This is a genomic window from Desulfosalsimonas propionicica, assembly GCF_013761005.1.
GTDB lineage: Bacteria > Desulfobacterota > Desulfobacteria > Desulfobacterales > Desulfosalsimonadaceae > Desulfosalsimonas > Desulfosalsimonas propionicica.
The window spans coordinates 125,266-145,428 of record NZ_JACDUS010000006.1; the positions used below are offsets into that span (position 1 = coordinate 125,266).

The window sequence follows — 20,163 nt, forward strand, 5'->3', positions numbered from 1 at the left end:
CGCCGGCATTTTTTGCAAAACACAGACCTCCGTTTTATCTTTTTTAAATAAGGATAAAACGGAGGTTTTGTTTTTTTGCAAAAACCTAAACTGAGTGTTTCAAATTTTTAAAGCTAAAAATGGTCTTAACCCTTTTAAAATAATAGACAAATAAAAATTTTAAAAATTTGAAACACTCAGTTTAGGAAAAAATTCTTCCTCTTGACCTAAGTCAAGGTCTGGATTCGCCTGGCGGTCTATAACATGACCGAAACATCGAAAAAGTGTAACTGCATTAAAATTGAAAAATTACCCCCAAAAAAGGAGGCATCCCATGTTCTGTTTTCAGTGTGAACAAACCGCAAAAGGCGAAGGCTGCACAAAAATTGGTGTCTGCGGCAAACAGCCGGATGTGGCCGAACTCCAGGATGTACTGATCTACGCGGTCAAAGGCCTGGCCCAGGTAGCCAAAGAGGGCCGCAAGGTCGGCGTAAAGGACAGCAGGATCGATCATTTCGCCTGTGAGGCCATGTTTTCCACCCTGACCAACGTGGATTTTGATCCGCCCCGGTTTGTGGAACTCATCAACCAGTGCGTCAGCCATCGCGACGAACTGAAGAAAAAAGTGCAAGCAGCCGGCGGATGGGCTGATTTCACCAGCGGCCCGGCAACTTTCACCCCGGCGGCCACGGTTGAGGAACTGGTGGCCCAGGGCGAAGATTTCGGTCCCGAGGCTGAAAAGCCGGTTGTGGACCAGGACATCCTGTCCTTAAAGGAGACCCTGACCTACGGCATCAAGGGCATTGCCGCCTATGCCGATCACGCCGCGATTCTGGGCAAGACAGACGATCAGATTTTCGATTTCATTTACGAGGGTCTGGCCGCCACCCTGGACGACAATCTGGGGGTCAATGACCTGCTTGGGCTGGTGCTCAAGTGCGGGGAGATCAACCTGGTGACCATGGAACTGCTGGATGCGGCCAACACCGGCGCATACGGCAATCCTGAACCTACCGAAGTGCCCCTGGGCGCCAAAAAGGGCAAGGCCCTGCTGGTCTCCGGCCATGATCTCAAAGATCTTGAAACCATCCTCAAGCAGACCGAGGGAAAGGGTATATACGTCTATACGCACGGTGAGATGCTGCCCTGCCACGGCTATCCGGAGCTCAAGAAATACGAGCATTTCTACGGCCATTACGGCACGGCCTGGCAGAACCAGAAAAAGGAGTTTGCCGAGTTTCCGGGCGCCATTGTCATGACCACCAACTGCATCCAGAAGCCCCAGGATGTCTATCAGGACAATATTTTCACCACCGGCCTTGTGGGCTGGCCCGGGGTCACCCATATCGCGGACAAGGATTTCAGCCCGGCCATTGAAAAGGCGCTTTCCCTGCCCGGATATGACGCAGACATTGATCGCGGATCGGTCATGGTGGGCTTTGGCCACAACGCGGTACTCGGCGTGGCCGACAAGGTCATCGAAGGGGTGAAAAACAAAGACATCCGCCACTTTTTCGTGGTGGCCGGATGTGACGGCGCAAAGCCGGGCCGCAACTATTACACCGAGTTTGTTGAAAAGGCACCGGAAGATACCATGGTGCTGACTTTTGCCTGCGGCAAATTCAGATTCTTTGACAAAAAGCTGGGGGCCATCGGCGGCATTCCGCGCCTGCTCGACCTCGGTCAGTGCAATGATGCCTATTCGGCTGTCAAGATCGCCTCTGCCCTGGCAGATGCTTTTGACTGCGGGGTAAACGATCTGCCGCTTTCCATCATATGCTCCTGGTACGAGCAGAAGGCCGTGGCCATCCTGCTGACATTGCTTTACCTGGGCATCAAAGATATCCGCCTGGGCCCGAGCCTGCCGGCGTTTGTATCGTCGAACGTGCTCAATGTCCTGGTGGACAAATTCGACATCAAGCCCATCAGCACCCCGGACGAGGATCTTAAGGCCATTCTGGGGTAAACAGCAACAAAGAACAGGGTTGTCCTCCCGCAACCCGGTGCGGGCACCGGACGGGTTCCGGGCCCGTACCCCCGGGGGGATTTTGCAGCCACACCAACGGCATTGGCGAAAGGAGCCGACATGCTCAAAAAAGTGGAAGTGTTTAAGGAAAACGATTTTTCGGAAAAATCATTAAAAAAACTGCTGGTGCATGATTCACCTTATTTCAAGGTGATCAACTTCAATTTCAAAGCCGGCCAGGAACTGCCCGTGCATTCCCATGACATTGACGGCCAGCTGAGCATCACCGTGCTTGAGGGCACCGGCGAGTTTCTGGGCGCAGAAGACGCGGGCATCCCCGCAGCCCCGGGAGATGTTCTGATCTCCGATATCAGCGAACCCCACGGCATCCGGGCGGAAACCGACATGCGGGTGCTGGTTACCATTGCCCCGCCCATATGAAAAAGGCAGATAATGGAAAGTGATACCCGGCATCCCAAAGCTATGACCTGCAAGGACGAGGTACGCGACTACTCCGGATACAGACAAAAACTGCCCGGGGTGGTGGAGGACATCCTTGCGGGCTGCGGCGAGGAGCAGTCTTATACCCATATCGATTACGAGCCTGCTCCTTCTGAGGCAGAAGTCATTGATATCCTTCAGAATCTTCGGGAAATGCTGTTTCCCGGTTTTTTCAGCCGGGAAAAAATCGATCCAGTGAATCTCAAATACAACATGGGCCGGCAGGTGACCCTGTTATATGACATGTTGGCCGAGCAGATTACCCGGGCTGTTCGCTATGAATGCTTCAAGTTTGACCTGGAATGCAGCGACTGCCGGAAGCGCGGATATGAAGCCGCCCTGGCGTTTCTCCAATCCGTTCCGGATCTGCAGCATCAGCTGGCAAAGGATGTTGTCGCGGCATACAAGGGTGACCCGGCTGCCAAGAGCTACGATGAGATCATTTTCAGCTATCCGGGCATGTTTGCCATCATGGTCTACCGCATTGCCCATCGGCTCCATGCCCTGTCTGTTCCCCTGGTTCCCAGGATCATGACCGAGCATTCCCACAGGATCACCGGCATTGACATTCATCCGGGCGCGGTCATCGGTGAAAGCTTCACCATTGATCACGGCACCGGTGTTGTGGTGGGCGAAACCGCCCGGATCGGCGATAACGTGCGCATTTACCAGGGGGTTACCATCGGGGCCCTTTCCGTGCCCCGCAGCAAGGCCGATGAAATGCGGGAAACCAAGCGCCATCCCACCATTGAAAACGACGTGGTCATTTATTCCGGGGCCACGATCCTGGGCGGAGACACCATTATCGGCGCCCGTTCAGTGATCGGCGGCAATGTCTGGATCACCGAGCCGGTTCCCGCCGACACCACGGTGCTTCTGGAATCGCCGCGCCTGATTTACCGGAAAAACCCGCTAAGGGTTTGATGAGCCTGTAAAAAGTCTTTTTTACAGGCAGTGTTAAGTTTTAAGTGATTAAGTGTTAAGTAAAATCAAGAAGTGTTTCTTTGTTTTTTGACGATTCCATCAGTTTTAGGACTTTTTGGGATTCCATGAGGGTTTGATGTCATAAAAGAGGCACAAAAAATGCCCCTGTTTGCCGATATCTCCGAGACCATGGGAAACACGCCCCTGGTGCGGCTAAATAGCTTATCTGAATCCGGCCCGGCATCTGCCGGGGCTGAAGTCTATGCCAAGCTTGAATTTTTCAACCCCCTGGGAAGTGTGAAGGACCGGATTGGAGCGGCCATGCTGGATGCGGCCGCACGAGAGGGAAAAATCGGGCCGGGATCACTGATTGTGGAGCCCACCAGCGGCAACACCGGCATTGCCCTTGCCTTTGTATGCGCGGTTCGGGGCTACCGGCTGTGTCTGACCATGCCCGAGACCATGAGCATCGAGCGGCGCAAGCTGCTTTCCCACCTGGGAGCGGAACTGGTGCTCACCCAGGCGGAATACGGCATGAAAGGCGCCATTCAGGCGGCCAGGGAAATGGTGGCCACCTATGAAAATGCCTTTATGCCCGATCAGTTTTCCAACCCGGCCAACCCGGAAATCCACCGCAAAACAACCGCAGAAGAAATCTGGCACGACACGGGCGGTCAGGTGGATGTCCTGGTGGCCGGCGTGGGCACAGGCGGCACGATCACAGGCGTGGCAGGGTTGTTAAAGCAAAGAAATCCGCAATTTTATGCCGTGGCCGTGGAGCCGGCCGACTCGCCGGTGCTTTCCGGCGGGGCTTCGGGCTCCCACAAGATTCAGGGCATCGGTGCCGGCTTTGTCCCGGAAATTCTTGACCAGTCCCTGATCAACGAGGTAATCACGGTGACAAACGATCAGGCCTTTGAAACAGCCAGAGCCCTTGCCAGTCGGGAAGGCATCCTTTGCGGGATTTCCTCCGGGGCAGCGGCATGGGTGGCTTTGGAGCTGGCCGGGCGGCCGGAGTTTGCCAAAAAGCGCATTGTTACCATCCTGCCCAGCACAGGCGAACGCTATATCAGCACTGCCCTGTTTTTGTAAATAAATCCGAAAAAGCCCAAAAGAGGGGATATGTCTGACCAGAAACGTTTTGAAACCATCTGCCTGCATGCCGGCCAGGTGCCGGACCCGGCCACGGGGGCCCGGGCGGTTCCCGTACACCGGACCACCTCGTATGTGTTTGAAAACTCGGATCATGCGGCCCGGCTGTTTTCCTACCAGGAGCCGGGCAATATTTACACGCGCATCATGAACCCTACCCAGGATGTCATGGAAAAGCGCATGGCCGCCATGGAAGCCGGGGGCGCGGCCCTGGCCCTGGCCTCGGGCACGTCTGCAATTTTTTATTCCATTATCAATATCTGCTCGGCCGGACAGGAGATTGTTTCCGCCAACAATCTCTACGGCGGCACCTACACCATGTTTGACAGCATTCTGCCCCAGATGGGCATCCGCACCCGGTTTGCGGATGCCCGCAGCCCGGAGAGTTTTGAAGCGGCCATTAATGAAAACACCCGGGCCCTGTTTGCCGAAACCATCGGCAATCCCGCCCTGGAGTTCACAGACATCGAAGCTGTGGCCAAAATCGCCGAAAAACACCACATGCCGCTGATCATTGACAATACCTTTACCACGCCGTATCTGCTGCGTCCCATTGAGCACGGGGCCAATGTGGTGGTCAATTCGGCCACCAAATGGATCGGCGGCCACGGCACGGGCATCGGGGGTGTGGTGATCGACGGGGCCAATTTTGACTGGACAGATCCCAAGTTTGAGATGTTTAACACCCCGGATCCAAGCAATTTCAATTTGCGGTTTGCCTCTGATCTGGGGGAGAACAATCCCATTGCCTTTGTCATGCGCATGCGGCTGGTGGCCCTTCGCAACCTGGGGGCCTGTATTTCGCCCGACAACGCCTGGATTTTTCTCCAGGGCATGGAGACTCTGCCCCTTCGCATGCAGCGGCACTGCGAAAACGCCATGGCCGTGGCCCAATTTTTAAAGACGCATCCGCAGGTGGGCTGGGTGCGCTATCCGGGCCTTGCAGATGATCCCGCATATCCGGTGGCCTCACGCTACCTGGCAAACGGATTCGGCGCCATGGTGGTATTCGGCATCAAGGGCGGAAGGGATGCGGGAAAGCGGTTTATCGACAGCCTGAAATTGTTTTCCCATCTGGCCAATGTGGGCGATGCCAAGAGCCTGGCCCTGCATCCGGCCAGCACCACCCATTCCCAGTTAACCGATGCCCAGCAGATTGAAGCCGGGGTCAGCCCGGACATGATCCGCCTGTCGGTGGGAATCGAGCACATTGATGATATTGCCGCGGATCTGGATCAGGCCCTGCACGCTTAATTTGGGTTAAAAGACGCAGAAAAAACCGGGTTCCGGGTGTCAGCAGACACCCGGAACCCGGTTTCGGAGGGGGAAATGATGATGAAACAGCTCCTGGTTTAGAAAGATTCCTCTTCACCATCGGGCTGCTGGCCGGGCCGTTGACCGCCGTCACCCGGCTGCTGACCCGGTTGCTGCTGTTGCTGCTGGGCAGGGTCTTCGGGTGGTGCCTCACAGCCAAGGCTGAAACCCAGGGTAAAGAGCACCAGGAGAACAAGGGTAATGTATTTCTTCATGCTCTGCCTCCTTTGTTCAAGTTACATCTTATCTTCGACTTTTTCCCGCAGGTCGGAATCGCGCTGCATGGCCATGCTGATTTCATTGTATTTTTCCACGCCGAGATCATTTTCCTCGATCACGCTCATGATTTTTTCCCGATACTTGCTCTGCAGATCCCGTGCCTGGTTTTCATCATCGGCGTTCTGTAGTTCAGAGGAGTAATCTTCCTGCAGATCGCGCACTTCCTTATGGGCCTTGGCGAATTTTTCAATGGTCTTGTCTTCAAAATCCGCCTTCTGCCGGGTCTGCTGACCATACTGCTGCTGGCCCTGCTGATTCTGCTGCTGACCCTGCTGCCCGCCGTAGCCGCTGCCGCCGTCCTGCTGGGCCATGGCCGGAGCGATTGCCAGAGTGAAACACCCGATGAGCAGGGGACACAGGATTTTAAAGAGACGGGTTTTGGAAGTCATTTTTCGGGTTTGCATTGTTGCATACCTCCTTGTTTCTTGGATTTAGAATTGCGATGGAGTCCAATTTCCAGGTTCGCAATGTTTCGCCGTGAGAATTGCAGAAGCTGTGCCAATTTTTTTCGCAGGCATCCAATTGGAGAACAATTGTCTGAAAAGAATGAATTTTTCTTTTTCTTTCAGGCGTGCTGAATTGGCCTGAAATGTGTGTCAACGTGTCACATGTTCATGTCTGTCATGTGCACACCGCCCCGGATTGGACAAAACCGGGTTGTGAGGTTATTGTTTTACCGGATCTGTTGGCGACCGGATACATATATCAAAAGCATCTGTCAGATGGGGAAGGAGAAAAAAAATGAAGGTACAGATTGATTATGATCTTTGCATGGGAGACGGCAACTGCAGCAAGGTATGCCCGGAGGTGTTTGAATACGATAATGATCAGATGCTGGCCCGGGTAACCGTCAGCGAGGTTCCGGCCGAATACGCCGACCGGGTCCGGCAGGCGGCCGAGGAATGCGCCCCCGGGGCCATTGTGGTCGAAGAATAAACAAAAGGAGGCAAATCATGAACATCCGTTTTCGTTTATCCGCGCTGATTTTCTGTTTGGTGTTGTTAGTGGCCGGCACTGTTTCTGCGCAGGCAGAAAACTGGCGCATCGACACCGACCATTCCAGCATTTATTTCGATACCCGCCACACCCTGGCAACGGTGCGGGGGCAGTTTAAGGGATTTACCGGAACCGTGGATTTTGATCCCGACAATATCACAGCCGGCAGTGTTGATTTCACTGTCAAGGTGGACACCATTAATACCGGTATCGCCAAGCGCGACAATCACCTGCGTTCCGATGATTTTTTCGCCGCCGGCCAATATCCGGAGATGACCTTTTCGAGCACTGATATCCGGCACATGGAGGACAATCGCTACATCATGGAAGGCGATCTCACCGTGCGTGATGTGACCCGGCAGGTGGAAATTCCGTTCACCTTCCTGGGCAAACAGGACAACCCCATGGAAAAGGGCCAGGAAGTGGCCGGATTTGAGGCGGAATTTACCATCAATCGCCTTGACTACAATGTCGGCGACGGCCGCTTTGCCGAAATGGGGGTTGTGGAAAAACAGGTCCGGGTACTGGTGGCCCTTGAACTGCTGCGGGACAAGTAGGTCATGGATGCTGCAACACCCTGTATGATTCGGTGTGCGGGCTGCCGGTCGGCAATGATCTGGTCAATCCCCCATGCCCGGTCTGGGCCTGCGATCCGGATGGGCGATTTTTATCAGCACCAGTGCCAGGACAATGGCCGGAATACCCATGACAGCGGTGATCAGAAAAAAGCCGGCCCAGCCGGTGTGCTGTGCCAGCACACCGGTAAATCCCCCGGCAAATTGACCCGGAAGGGTCATCAATGAGCTGAGCAGGGCGTACTGGGTGGCGGTGTAGGCGCTGTTGGTCAGGCTGGACAGATAGGCCAGAAACACTGAAATGGCCAGTCCGCCGGTGATGTTGTCGGCAATAATGGCAACGGCCAGCCCATGGATCTCCGGGCCGGTGACGGCCAGCCAGGCAAAGAGCAGGTTGGTGGCCGGGGCCATGAACGCGGTAAACAAAAGCATGACCGCAATGCCAGAGCGCGCGGTCAAAAGGCCGCCCGCGGCCGCGCCCAAAAGGGTCATGGCCAGGCCGAATGCGGCTGCCACGTTTGCGATCTGGGTTTTGTCAAATCCGAGATCCAGGTAAAAGGGATTGGCCATGACCCCCATAAAAATGTCACTGATGCGGAACAGGGCCACAAAAACCAGTATGGCCAAAGACGCCTTGCCGTAGCGCTTGAAAAAATCGGCAAACGGGCAGATCACGGCGCTGATGAGCCACGCGGTCACCCGCCGCCGGATCCCGGTATGCCGGGTGGTTTCCAGGTAGCGGATGACGGTTTCCTCCAGTTCCCGGGTTTTGCCGTTGATATTGACCTCTGGCTCTCCCGTGAGCAGGGTGGTGATGATGCCCACGGCCATCAATACCCCCATGACGCCATATGCCAGTGACCAGCTTCCCACGGCTGCAATATGGAGCACCCCGGCCCCGGCCACAAGCAGGGCGATTCGGTAGCCGGTGACATAAGCCGCAGCCATGGCCGCCTGCAGATGCCTGGCCACGGCTTCCACCCGGTAGGCGTCAACAGCAACGTCCTGGGTGGCTGATCCCAGCGCGGCAATCACTGCCCAGACGGCCACCAGCCAAAGCTGATCCACGGGATCGGCGGCCGCCATGCCCAGAAAAGACAAACCCACGGCTGTTTGCGCCGCCAGCATCCAGGCCCTGCGGCGGCCCAGTACCCGGGTCAGCCAGGGCAGGGGGGCGCGATCCACCACAGGGGCCCAGAAAACCTTTATGGAATGGGCGATGCCCACCCAGGAAAGAAACCCGATGGCTGCCAGTTCCACGCCCAGATCCCGCAGCCAGGCGGTAAACGTGCCGCCCACCAGCAGCAGGGGCAGGCCTGCTGAAAACCCGAGAAACAGCATTCCCGTCACCCGCGGATGCAGGTATACCCGCCAGCCGCGGTAAGGTGCGCCAGAATTTGGAAAATCCTGTGTCAAGACGGTTTTATCTCTTGGTTGATTATGATGGTTTCGTAAAAAGCTTTTTACCGCGTCCGCTGTTGTTGCAGGAAGAAAGCCCTGCGGTCGGCGTCAGCTTTTTTGCTCCTGATCGTTTTTGCGGATTCATCAAATGCCTTTGCTTAAAATTTGCAAATTCGCCCTGCTTTTTTCCAACAGTTTAAGTCTTCACGCAAAAACGCTCAATGTCGCTTCAAAAGCAGACCCCGCCCTTGAACTTCCTTGGAAGTGTTTCACCCGGGCTGCCGCCCGGGACCGAGCTATAACAGTAACTTTCCCTGAAGTTACTTTGAAGAATTAGATATGTTGCTCCGGGCTTCTTTGGTGTGAAAATTTGCACACAGTCAGCCATGATGCCGGCCCGGGGGTGGTTTGCGAGTCGCATTGAGCGCGCAAGCGGTCAGCAGGGAGCAAAGCACCCCCGGGTCGGCATCATGCGAAAAATACAGAACCAAGCACTAACAGCTATGGCCGGCCCCAATCTCTATGGTGTGGATTTGTCAGCTTACGACAAGTCCTGATTCCATGTCAATGGGGGCTTGGTGGTCCATGCAAGGGCCGGGTTTCTCCTTGCTGTTTCACCGGCAATGGTTAAACTTTTATAAGGCAATCAATCTTTAATCACGGAACACAAATGAACCCTGACCCGATCACAAACCCTCTTGGCCCGGCCCTGCGGGATTTTTTCATCTCTGCTGATGCCTCCGGGCACAAGCGCGCATACCTGCAAATCAGTGAAGCCCTGCAAAACCCCCTGCCCCGGGTCAACGACTGGCGACAGGTTGAATATGCGTTTACCCGACTGTTTGTGGGGCCAAAATCACTGGAGGCCCCGCCCTTTGCCTCGGTGTACCTGGAAACCGAACCGCTTGTCATGGGGCCCACCACCATGATGGTCCGATCGGTCTATGAAATGATGGGTCTGGTTTCGCCCTGGAAAAATGCGCTGCCGGAAGATCATGTCAGTCTGGAGCTGGATGCGGCTTTGGTCATGGAAAATGCCGCGCAGCAGGGCGGGTCCGCCGAACTCGATGAGCTGCGGCAATTTTTCGTGTGCCGGCACATGGCCGCCTGGATACCCGCATTTGTCAAACGTGTCAGCCAGGCAGAGTCCGCGCATCCGGCCATTGTCCGGGCCGCAAAGCTTGCCGGCCAATGGGTGGATGACCAGGCCGTGCTTATCAATGCGCAGAGAAATCAACACCTGAAACAGGGAGGATGGAATGGATAAACGGGATGCAGAAAGCGTAAAACAGGCCATCGGATGTCCCATGTCGCGCAGGAAATTTCTCCGGTGCCTGGCTGCCGCGGGCGCGCTGGCAGCAATGCCGGGCGGCCTGCTGAGGTCTTTTGACGCCAAAGCCGGGAAAATCATCTATGAGGGCGACTATGAAATATACCGCAACGCCTGCCCGCGCAACTGCTATGACACCTGCTCCATTAAAAGCTATGTAAAAGACGGCGTGCTGCAGTTTATCGAAGGCGCCAAGGAATCGACCTTTACCGACGGCGGCCTGTGCGTCAAGGGCTATGCCTACACGCGCCGGCCCTACAGCCCGGACCGGATCAAGTACCCCATGATCCAGGACGGGCGGGGCTCGGGCAACTGGCGGCGCATTTCCTGGGACGAGGCCATGGACATGATCGCCAAAAAGCTCGTGGAGATCAATGACAAGGACGACTCCATGCTCGGCCTGGGCCTGACCAAGTATTCCGGCAACTTCGGGATCACCAACTACGCAGTGGAGGGCATGATGACCTCGCTTGGCTACACAACACGCCTTGTGGGAACACCGTGCTGGCCCGCGGGTATTGACGCCCAGAATTACGACCTGGGCGACATGTGGTGCAATGATCCGGAGGACATGGTCAACTCGCGCTATATTATCCTGTGGGGCGCCAATCCGGCCTGGAATTCCGTGCACACCATGAAATACATTTACGCGGCACAGGACCGGGGCGCCAAGGTGGTCTGCATCGACCCGGTGTTCACTCAGACCGCGGCCAAGGCCGATGTTTACTGGCAGGTTGACACCTCCATGGACGGCGCCCTGGCTTTGGGCATGGCCAGGCACATCCTGGACAAGGGGCTTTTTGACAAAGCCTGGGTTGAGGAAAATTCCGTGGGGTTTAACGAGTTTGCCGACTATCTGCGAAATGAGATCACTGTGCAGTGGGCCTCGGAAAAATCCGGCATTCCGCAGCAGCAGATTGTTGAGGTTGCAGAGGAGTTTGCCGCGGCAAAGCCGGCCACCATATGGATCGGCTACGGCCTGCAGCGCCATGTCAACGGCGGGGCCACGGTGCGCTCCATTGACGCGCTGGCCGCAATGACCGGAAACGTCGGCAAGACCGGCGGCGGTGCCCGTTACGGCCATATGCGCACCTGGGGCTTTAACTACCACGCCCTGCTCCAGAAGCGCCCCGAGGGCGCAAAGGGGTTTCTGGGCGGCAAAGGCCCCAAGGGCGACTTTGACTTTTCCGGCGATGAAGAGGCTGAATACACGGATCGGGCATTGAACATCAACAAGACCGCGGAGATGCTTCTGACAGCCGATGATCCGCCCATCCGGGTTCTCTGGATTTCGTGCAAGAACGTGCTTTCCCAGGACTTTGACCGGCCCAGGATGCTCGAAGCCTTCAAGAAGCCCGAACTCATCGTCAGTGTGGAGCAGTTTTTCACCCAGACAGTGGAACTCTCGGATATCGTGCTGCCGGTGACCACGTTGTTTGAGGAATCCACCATCAACGCAAGCTACTGGCATTACTGGCTGTCTGTCAACGAGCAGGGCATAAAACCCATGTATGAGGCCAAGTCCAACACCGAGATCGCGGCCGCGCTTTCCGCACGCATGAACAAACTCAAGCCCGGCTCCTGCACTTTCCCCACGGAAGTCGATACCCGGCAGTGGATGATCAAGGAGTTTAACCAGGACATTTACGACCTGTTTGGCATCGATTCCTGGCAGGACCTGAAAAAGGGCCCGGCCAAGGCCAAAATGCATCCGGCATCCTGGCATGACCTGGAATTCGGCACGCCTTCGAAAAAATACGAATTCAGGTCCGATCTCTGCGCACAACACGGCCACCAGGCCCTGCCAAAGTTCAAGGCGGCCAGAAAACCCTATGACAAGCTCCGGCTGCTGACCCCACACACCAAGTTCGGCATTCATTCCCAGTTTATCAACATTGACTGGATGGAGGAGTTTAACAAAAAACCTTACTGCTACCTGCATCCCACGGCTGCCAGTGAGCGGGGAATCACAGACGGTGATCAGGTCCGGGTTTTCAACAAGGTCGGGGAGGTGGAACTCGAGGTCAAACTTACGCAAAATGTGCCCGCAGACGTGGTCATGATGTATGAGGCCTGGTTTCGAAACAATGCCTACAACTGCCAGAACGTGGTGGACGACACCTCATCGGATATGGGCAAATACAAGACCGGCGCACCCGGTGTGGCCATACACGATCAGTTCGCAGATGTGGAAAAGGTATAAGGAGGCATAGAGCATGAAAAAACAGCTTGCATTCTATATTGACGCCAAACGCTGCATCGGCTGCTTTACCTGCGCCATGGCCTGCAAGAACCAGTACCACCAGGAAAGCGGCGTGATCTGGCGCGATGTTTACGAACTCAAGGAAGAGATCTACCCCCACCGGGAGCGGGCGTTTTATTCCCTGGCCTGCAATCACTGCGAAAACCCCACGTGCCTTAACGTCTGCCCGGTTGTGGCCTATTACAAGCGCGAGGCCGACGGCGTGGTTGTCCACGAGCAGGACAAATGCATCGGCTGCGGCAACTGTATCCGTTCCTGTCCCTATGGTGCCCCGCGTTATAACCCGGTGCTCAAAAGAGCGGAAAAATGCAGCTTCTGCTGGCAGCGGCTCGATGACGACCGAAAGCCGGCATGCGTTTTGAGCTGCCCCACCGAAGCGCTGCAGATCGTGGACCTTGCAGAATTCGACGAGGCAAACGCGGTGCAGTACCCGGCCGGATTTCCGCGTTATCCTTCCCTGAATCCGTCCGTGCGGTTCCGCCTGCCGGCCATGCCCAAAATGATAAGGAGGAAATTATGAGCCAGATGGAAATGCCCCTGGTCATATTTACGGTTTTGAGCCAGACCGCAGTGGGCCTTGTGGCCATCAGCGCCATACGCCAGCACGCCGCAGATGGCCCGGCCGGCAGTGTCCGGCCGGAGTGGATGACAGCCGTGCTTTTGCTCATCGCAGGGCTTGTGGCATCATTGTTTCACCTGGGCCATCCCCTGGGTGCGCCCATGGCGATCAAGCACCTGGGCAATGCCTGGCTTTCCAGGGAGGCCCTGGGGATCGGGGTGTTCACGGCCCTGGTGATCGTGGGGTTTCTAAGCGCCAGGGGCAGGGTCAATGCCGGCCTGTCATTTGCCGCAGCCGCCGTCGGGCTGATCGCCCTGTTTTTTACGGGCATGACCTATTCGCCGCCGGGTTTTCCCGCGCTAAACAATGTCATGCCTTTTGTGTTTTTCCTGCTCACCGCAGCCATGGTGGGTGCGGGCTTTGCCTCGTATTTCACGCCTGCAGAAAAAATGCCCATGATAACCCGGATTCTGGCCGTAAGCCTCATTGTCGGGCTCGTGGTTTACCTGGTGGTACCGTTTCTCTGGCTTTCGGGCGGCACGGTGATGCGCCAGACCGGCCTGAACTACATTTTCTCGCCGCTGTACTGGGCCAGGATCGTTGTGGGTCTTGTTGTGCCGCTTATAGCGATATGGAGAATGAGAACAGTTCCGGCCTGGGTGCCGGTTCTTGTTCTGGCCGGAGAACTCATTGGGCGCATTGCCTTTTTTTCTCTTGCTGTGCATGCGTCGGCAAATATGGGCGGTATTTACTAGAAATGATGTGCCGGATTTTTATACTTGCTGTTTTAATAAGCGGGCTGGCTGCGCCCTTGGGGGCAGCCGGTCTTTCCGGCTATACGGCGGAAATCAAAGAGCCGGAACAGCAGGGAAAAACAGGTGAGTCCATATATTTCACCGTTGTTCTCAATCCCCGTGAACCGGCTTCCGGCTACCATGTCAGCACCCTGGTAGACGTAGTCGACGCCCCGCAAATGCCGGAAATCACCCCGGGCTTTCCCAGGATCCGGATTGTATGCAATCAGGCCGGTATTTACAAGCTTATGATCCGGGTCAGCCTCGTGGGCAAGTCCAGTTGCGCCGGAGTGGCGTATCAGCCTGTGGCCAAACAACCCGTGACCCTCCGCATTCAATAATTCCTACATGATTTTGATTCTGATTTTCATCTTTGCACCTGAATCACATTGCTGTTTTTGTCAAAATTGATGGCACCGTAAATTGTGCGCATCAATGATTTTTTCCAAAACCACCGGTTGACCAAACCTGCTGGAATGTTTTATAAAACGGATTTACCCGCTTTTGCGGCAATTGGTTTTTTCTGGTGAATCAACATTGTCTGATATACACTAACATTTTACAGCTTCCAAGATTTAATAACCGATTGTCTCCAACCCAAACAGGTTGAAAACCATTTGACCGACATCTCCAGACATCTTCGTTTTGCCCTTGGGCTGCTGGTGGCCACCACGCTGTTTGGGACCTTCGGATACATGATCATCGAAGGCTGGGGTTTGCTGGATGCCACCTACATGACCGTTATCACCATGACCACCGTGGGTTATGGCGAGGTCCATACCATGAGCTACACCGGCCGGGTATTTACCATATTTCTGGTGGCCATGGGCGCCGTGTCTTTTCTGTATGTCACCAGTGCGCTGGTGCAGTTTCTGGTGGAAACGCAAATCCGGACCATTTTCGGGAGGCGGGTATTGGACAAGAAAATCAAGCAAATGACAGATCATTATATCGTGTGCGGATATGGCCGCATCGGCCTGGTGCTGTGCAACAGCTTCCGGGCCCACGGCATTGAGCCCGTGGTGATTGAAAAGGAGCAAAGCCGCATCGAGCAGATGGAATCTGAAAATATTCTGCATATATCCGGGGATGCCACCGAGGAGGATATTTTGCTGCGGGCAGGAGTTTCCCATGCCAGGGTCCTGATTGCCGCCCTGGCAACGGATACGGACAACGTGTTTCTGGTGCTGACCGCCCGCCAGCTCAACCCGGATATTTTCATCCTGGCCCGGGCCAGCAGTGTCAAGGCCAGGGCAAAACTTTTTGCCGCAGGTGCCAACCGGGTGGAATCGCCGTACGAAGTCGGCGCGGTGAGTATGGCCCAGCGACTGCTGCGGCCGTCGGTGACCAGTTTTCTGGACCTGGTTTTTACCTATAACCGAAAAGATATTCAGATGGATGAAATCCCGGTGGAGGAAAGTTCCCCGCTTGCCGGGGTTATGCTCAAAGACTCAGGGATCCGGCAAAAATACAATCTGATCATCATTGCCGTGAAAACTCCGGATGGGGAGATGTTGTTCAATCCTTCCCATGAAACCCTGATCCGGCCGGGGGATACGGTGATTGCCATGGGCAAAACAGATAACCTCGCGGAACTGGAAAAAGAGCTCCAGCCCAACGGGGCCAAAAAAGTCTATCAATGATGCAGCAACCAACCTGGGAAGCCAACCCACCCCTTTTTATTTTTCGTGTATCACCTGCCCGCGGGAGGTAAAAGAAACACCTTGCTGGATCTGGGTTCCGATCATGATGGTCTCTGCGATGGGCGGATTGACAGATGTGTTTTTTCCCGATTGCCACTTAACCATGAAATTGGCGCCTGACCCGCCGCTGCTGTCGCTCTGGGCCACGACATAGCGAACCGATTCCAGGGGCTTAAGCGTTAAGGGGGTATCCAGATATTTTCTTAGAATCTTGCCCTGGGTTTGGTAATAGTCCACCTGGGTGACTTGAATCCCATGGTTCGGATCGGTGTTTCGGATGCTTAAGGTAACAGTGAGCAAAAACGGCTTTTCCCTGTCTCCGCTGTAAATGTGGGAATATGCCGGCACATAGATGGTCTGCCCCTGTGAAAGGCCGTTTTTTTCTGCTGCAGCCGGCCCGGGGGCGGCCAGCAGATGGAAAGACAACACAAATACCCACATCAAGCCGATCCAGATATTTTTCATGATTTTTCTTTGCTCCTGAAATTTTTTTTAACCGCCCACCACTCGGTTGCGGCCGTTTCTCTTGGCTTCATAGAGGCAGGCATCGGCCCGTTTCATCACATCTTCTATGCTGGCATCTGTGTCGGCAAACTCACTGATCCCCACACTGATGGTGATTTTATCCGCTGATTCCCGGTCTTCCATTCTTAATTGCTCTGAGATTTGCCGCAGCCGCTCTGCCTGCTGATATGCATTTTCTGCATTTGTTTCCGGAAGGAGCACGGCAAATTCTTCTCCGCCGATTCGGTAGAGGGAATCGACTTGCCGGAGCTGAGCCGTGCAATTTTGCGTAAGCCGGCACAGCACTTTATCCCCTGTGCTGTGGCCGAAGCTGTCGTTAATCCGCTTGAAATGATCAATGTCAAATGTGATCAGCGCTGTCGGCCGGTCATACCGCTTGAATTTGCGAAAACACTTGTTGAGTTGTTCAAGAAACTTGCGCCGGTTGAAAATGCCTGTCAGGGCGTCGGTTTCACTCATCCGCTGCAGCTTTATTTCCAGTTCGTGCTGGGAGGTGATATTGCGTGCCGACCATACCACGGTACGTTCGCCCTGAAGGGTTACGGGCAGCGGCTGGATCCGGCCTTCAAAATGAATATCCCCGTCCGGCCCGGGGGCTTTTTCCAGGCCTTTGACGTCCTTTTGGGAAAGCGTGTATTGAACTGTCCTGAGCCGGTTTTGCGCCAATGTTTTCCGGATCTGCTCCAGAAACCAGTCTGCCTTGTCTTTTGGCATCACGTTATACAGAGACAGGCCTTTTAAATCATCACCGTCATGATAATACGCCGGGTCCTTGCCGCCGGCGATTTCCAGGTAATGCCCGCTTTCCGTGATTACAAACACCGGGTCTGGCAGGGCTTTTACCATTGCTCGGAGCAGTTCAATTTCAGAATCCATAAGTCATTTGTTTCCGGTTTCGCGTCCGTGAAAAGTTGTTATTCCTTCAAAGTCTTTTTTGGGACTTATGTTTCCTGCTGTGCGAGCGCCTCGCGCACCTTTGATCCCAGATCCTGCATGGAAAAAGGTTTTTGAATGAATTGCACGCCATTGTCCAGCACTCCGCGATGGGCAATGGCTTCTTCGGTATAGCCTGAAATGTAGATGGTTTTGATCTCCGGCTGCAGAAGATGAATCTGCGCGGCCAGATCCCGGCCGTTCATTTCCGGCATCACCACATCAGTGATGAGCAGTTCGATTTCACCCTCATATTCTTCGGCCAGTCTTAATGCGGCAGCCGGCCGGGCCGCGGTTAAGACCGTGTAGCCCAGGTTTGTCAGCATCTCTTTGCCCATTTGCAGAATGGCCGGCTCATCTTCGACTATCAGGACGGTTTCAGAGCCGGTGGGTGTCTGTTTTCCGGATTTTTGTGCTGGCGCGGATACAGATTCAGGTGATGTGTGGCCGGGCAGGTATATTTTGACCGTGGTCCCCTCTCCGGGTTCGCTGTATATATTGATAAACCCGCTATTCTGCTTGACAATCCCGTAAACTGTGGGCAGGCCCAGACCGGATCCCTCCCCGATATCCTTGGTTGTAAAAAAAGGTTCAAAGGCTTTGTCAAGGACATCCCTGTCCATGCCGCAGCCGTTGTCGCTTACCCCCAGCAGGACATAATTGCCCGGAGTGGATTCCGCATTAGTTTTGCAGCCGTCATGGTCGAAAACAACATTTTTTGTCTCTATTGTCATTTTTCCCACGTCAAATATGGCATCCCGGGCGTTGACGGCAAGGTTGGCCATAATCTGGTCAACCTGGGCAGGGTCCATTTTGACCGGCCACAAATTGTTTCCCGGATGCCACGCAAGATCAATGTTTTCGCCGATGAGACGCTGCAGCATTTTCAGCAGGCTTGAAACCGTGTCATTCAAATCAATTTGCACGGGGCTGATTGTCTGTTTCCGGGCAAACGCCAGCAATTGTCTGACAATATCGGCTGAATGCAGGCCGGCGCGATAAATTTCCCGGATATTGGCATAGATCGGATCTGAGGTCTCAAGGGTGTCAAGCGCCATTTCGGCATAGCCGTTAATGATGGAAAGCTTGTTGTTGAAATCATGGGCCACGCCGCCGGCCAGGCGGCCAATGGACTGCATCTTCTGCGCTTGATAAAGCTGGGCCTGCAGCTTTTCATGCTCTTTTTCCACATGCTTTCGTTCGGTTATATCCCTTACATATTCCACAAGACCGGTGATCTTGTCATCGCCTTCCTGTTTGATGGGAAAAGAAAACAGCTCCACCCATTTCAATGGCGAATCTTCATAAGGCGCTCCTTGAATGACCTCCATTTCAACGCCGCCGGATTCAAGGCATCGCAGGGAGGGGCAATTCGGGCAGGGTTTATCTCTGTTATGATAGGCCTGATAGCATTTTTGCCCTTCAAGCGGCCCGGACTGAGAATACCATTTTTGCATTACAGGGTTGGTGTAACGAATGGTTAAATCGTTGTTTAACACGCTGATGCCATCCTGGATGCTTTCAAAAACCGCTCTCAAAAAAGCCTCGTTTTTCTGCAGTTTCTCCTCGGATTTTTTGCGTTCCGTGATATCGTGCATCCCAACGACTGCACCAACCACCTCGCCCTGTTCGTTGGTGAGCGCCTGGCCGTTACAAACCAGGGAATAGGGCCGGCTGTTTTTGGGCACCACCACAATTTCCTCATTTATAACAGGCAGGCCCTGCAGGGCCCGAAACAGGGGGATTTCCTCCCTGGGCAGCGGCGTGATGCCGTCCTGCTGATATAGATCATAGTGCTCGGCCCATTGTTCCGGCAAAACAGGCTGTTCAGGAAGGCCGTGGAGCCGCCGGGCCGTTTTATTGAAGCGTGAAATCCGGCCTTCTGCATCGCAGATGACAATGGCCTCCCCGATATTGTCGATTACTGCGGACAGATAGCTGCGTTCGTTTTCAATGGCCTCTTCTGCTTTTTTCAGATCAGTGATGTCAACAATCGAAACCAGGCTCTGTGTCGTGTCTGCAATCATGTTGGCCGTCAGGTAGCCGTGGCGCAGTTCGCCGCTTCGGGTAAAAAAACGGAATTCATAGCCGGACGGGGCGCCCCCGGGATCCTGCCGGCGCAAATCGTGGTTTTTTTTTATTTTTTCCAGATCCTTTGGATGCACGAATTCAGTCCAGCACTTGTTTCCCTCTGCCTCCTTCCTGGAATAACCGAACAGGTTTTCAAAACGGGAATTGGCATGAGAAATTCGGCTGTCTTGCTCAATAATCATTATGGCCGCGCCGGATGTTTCAAATATGGCGCGGTAGTAGTTTTCAGAGCGCTGCAGAGCTCCTTTTCGCCGGGTGATATCCCGTGAACTGAACAAAATCTCGTGCGGATGGCCGTTTTCATCTTTTAATAAAGTCCCCCTTGCTTCAATCCAGATATAGGTGCCATCCTTGCGTCTGCATCGATACTCGGTTCTGGGCGGAGCACCGGATGCAACAAGATCCTTGAAAGCATCCAGAACCCGTGGGAGATCATCAGGATGCACGAAATCCATGACATTTTTTCCGACCAGGGATTTGGGATCATACCCGAATATTTCATGGGATTTCCCCACAAACTTGAGGTTTCCTTCCAGATCTGTCAAAGCCACCAGGTCAAGAATGTTTTCGGTTATAGCAGTAAAAAGTTCCGCATGGTCAGCATATTGGTCAAGCCTTTTGCGCAAATGCCGGTTTTCCAGTTCGGTTTCGATCTGCGTGATCCGGGTTTCATAAAATGCCTGCTGGATTTCAGCTGCAGTCATTGAATCAAAATCCGGAAGGCTCATGTTTTTTGCTTTTTGTGCGGCTTTTTCCCGAAGGGTGGCAGGGTCTGGAAACGGCGTTGTTTCTGATCGCCCGGGGACTTTGTCCTGGCTGTTCTTTGGTTTTTTCATGTTTTCTCCAAAAATTAGGAGGCGGCGGAAACAGCCTTTGAC

At 54.4% G+C, this 20,163-nt stretch carries 19 protein-coding genes; 13 read left to right on the forward strand and 6 right to left on the reverse strand.

Features of this window, described 5'->3' with window-relative positions:
* Positions 1–313: 313 nt before the first annotated feature.
* The 5 genes from hcp to HNR65_RS11635 all read left to right on the forward strand — a co-directional run bounded on the left by hcp (position 314) and on the right by HNR65_RS11635 (position 5,776).
* Complete coding sequence (gene hcp, locus HNR65_RS11615; protein WP_181551675.1) at positions 314–1,945, forward strand: hydroxylamine reductase; 1,632 nt, start codon at positions 314–316, stop codon at positions 1,943–1,945.
* Between the two features lie 120 nt (positions 1,946–2,065).
* Positions 2,066–2,386, forward strand: a complete 321-nt coding sequence (locus tag HNR65_RS11620) for a cupin domain-containing protein (RefSeq protein ID WP_181551676.1) — start codon at positions 2,066–2,068, stop codon at positions 2,384–2,386.
* Positions 2,387–2,398: 12 nt separating this feature from the next.
* Positions 2,399–3,370 (forward strand): serine O-acetyltransferase EpsC, encoded by a 972-nt coding sequence (epsC, locus tag HNR65_RS11625; protein ID WP_181551677.1) that lies wholly within the window; start codon positions 2,399–2,401, stop codon positions 3,368–3,370.
* Between the two features lie 159 nt (positions 3,371–3,529).
* The gene (cysK, locus tag HNR65_RS11630) at positions 3,530–4,462 is read left to right on the forward strand and encodes a cysteine synthase A (protein ID WP_181551678.1); all 933 of its coding nucleotides are present in this window, start codon (positions 3,530–3,532) and stop codon (positions 4,460–4,462) included.
* A gap of 30 nt (positions 4,463–4,492) precedes the next feature.
* Entirely contained in the window at positions 4,493–5,776 is a 1,284-nt protein-coding gene (locus HNR65_RS11635; RefSeq protein WP_181551679.1) for an O-acetylhomoserine aminocarboxypropyltransferase/cysteine synthase family protein, read from the forward strand.
* Between the two features lie 98 nt (positions 5,777–5,874).
* Here HNR65_RS11635 and HNR65_RS11640 read toward each other — a convergent pair whose 3' ends face one another.
* Both HNR65_RS11640 and HNR65_RS11645 read right to left on the reverse strand, forming a co-directional pair.
* Positions 5,875–6,051 carry a hypothetical protein gene (locus HNR65_RS11640; RefSeq protein WP_181551680.1) on the reverse strand — a complete coding sequence of 59 codons (177 nt, stop codon included), beginning with the start codon at positions 6,049–6,051 and terminating at the stop codon, positions 5,875–5,877.
* Positions 6,052–6,072: 21 nt separating this feature from the next.
* Positions 6,073–6,519 (reverse strand): DUF4168 domain-containing protein, encoded by a 447-nt coding sequence (locus HNR65_RS11645; RefSeq protein ID WP_181551681.1) that lies wholly within the window; start codon positions 6,517–6,519, stop codon positions 6,073–6,075.
* A gap of 337 nt (positions 6,520–6,856) precedes the next feature.
* Between HNR65_RS11645 and HNR65_RS11650 the strand changes: the two genes are divergently transcribed.
* Both HNR65_RS11650 and HNR65_RS11655 read left to right on the forward strand, forming a co-directional pair.
* Positions 6,857–7,051 carry a ferredoxin gene (locus tag HNR65_RS11650; RefSeq protein ID WP_181551682.1) on the forward strand — a complete coding sequence of 65 codons (195 nt, stop codon included), beginning with the start codon at positions 6,857–6,859 and terminating at the stop codon, positions 7,049–7,051.
* A 17-nt stretch (positions 7,052–7,068) separates the two neighbouring features.
* The gene (locus tag HNR65_RS11655) at positions 7,069–7,668 is read left to right on the forward strand and encodes a YceI family protein (protein ID WP_181551683.1); all 600 of its coding nucleotides are present in this window, start codon (positions 7,069–7,071) and stop codon (positions 7,666–7,668) included.
* A gap of 63 nt (positions 7,669–7,731) precedes the next feature.
* Here HNR65_RS11655 and HNR65_RS11660 read toward each other — a convergent pair whose 3' ends face one another.
* Complete coding sequence (locus HNR65_RS11660; RefSeq protein WP_220128374.1) at positions 7,732–9,102, reverse strand: AmpG family muropeptide MFS transporter; 1,371 nt, start codon at positions 9,100–9,102, stop codon at positions 7,732–7,734.
* A 655-nt stretch (positions 9,103–9,757) separates the two neighbouring features.
* On the opposite strand from HNR65_RS11660, the gene HNR65_RS11665 reads away from it, so the two are divergent.
* The 6 genes from HNR65_RS11665 (at position 9,758) to HNR65_RS11690 (ending at position 15,676) form a co-directional block, all read left to right on the forward strand.
* A complete protein-coding gene (locus HNR65_RS11665; protein WP_181551684.1) occupies positions 9,758–10,354 on the forward strand; it encodes a TorD/DmsD family molecular chaperone in 597 nt (198 codons plus the stop codon).
* The gene (locus HNR65_RS11670; RefSeq protein ID WP_220128375.1) at positions 10,347–12,620 is read left to right on the forward strand and encodes a molybdopterin-dependent oxidoreductase; all 2,274 of its coding nucleotides are present in this window, start codon (positions 10,347–10,349) and stop codon (positions 12,618–12,620) included. The genes HNR65_RS11665 and HNR65_RS11670 overlap by 8 nt, the downstream gene beginning before the upstream one ends.
* Positions 12,621–12,633: 13 nt before the next feature.
* On the forward strand, positions 12,634–13,200 hold the full coding sequence (locus HNR65_RS11675) for a 4Fe-4S dicluster domain-containing protein (RefSeq protein WP_181551685.1): 567 nt from the start codon (positions 12,634–12,636) through the stop codon (positions 13,198–13,200).
* The gene (locus HNR65_RS11680; protein WP_181551686.1) at positions 13,197–13,994 is read left to right on the forward strand and encodes a dimethyl sulfoxide reductase anchor subunit family protein; all 798 of its coding nucleotides are present in this window, start codon (positions 13,197–13,199) and stop codon (positions 13,992–13,994) included. Before HNR65_RS11675 ends, HNR65_RS11680 begins: the two co-directional genes overlap by 4 nt.
* 2 nt (positions 13,995–13,996) lie before the next feature.
* Positions 13,997–14,374 carry a hypothetical protein gene (locus tag HNR65_RS11685; RefSeq protein WP_181551687.1) on the forward strand — a complete coding sequence of 126 codons (378 nt, stop codon included), beginning with the start codon at positions 13,997–13,999 and terminating at the stop codon, positions 14,372–14,374.
* A 276-nt stretch (positions 14,375–14,650) separates the two neighbouring features.
* The gene (locus HNR65_RS11690) at positions 14,651–15,676 is read left to right on the forward strand and encodes a potassium channel family protein (protein ID WP_232364754.1); all 1,026 of its coding nucleotides are present in this window, start codon (positions 14,651–14,653) and stop codon (positions 15,674–15,676) included.
* A 36-nt stretch (positions 15,677–15,712) separates the two neighbouring features.
* Here the strand turns inward: HNR65_RS11690 and HNR65_RS11695 are convergent, their stop codons facing one another.
* The 3 genes from HNR65_RS11695 to HNR65_RS11705 form a co-directional block, all read right to left on the reverse strand.
* Positions 15,713–16,201 carry a DUF3124 domain-containing protein gene (locus HNR65_RS11695; RefSeq protein WP_181551688.1) on the reverse strand — a complete coding sequence of 163 codons (489 nt, stop codon included), beginning with the start codon at positions 16,199–16,201 and terminating at the stop codon, positions 15,713–15,715.
* A 27-nt stretch (positions 16,202–16,228) separates the two neighbouring features.
* Entirely contained in the window at positions 16,229–17,137 is a 909-nt protein-coding gene (locus HNR65_RS11700) for a sensor domain-containing diguanylate cyclase (RefSeq protein WP_181551689.1), read from the reverse strand.
* A gap of 65 nt (positions 17,138–17,202) precedes the next feature.
* Positions 17,203–20,121: a hybrid sensor histidine kinase/response regulator gene (locus HNR65_RS11705; RefSeq protein WP_181551690.1), complete on the reverse strand. Its 2,919-nt coding sequence runs from the start codon at positions 20,119–20,121 to the stop codon at positions 17,203–17,205.
* Between the last annotated feature and the right edge of the window lie 42 nt (positions 20,122–20,163).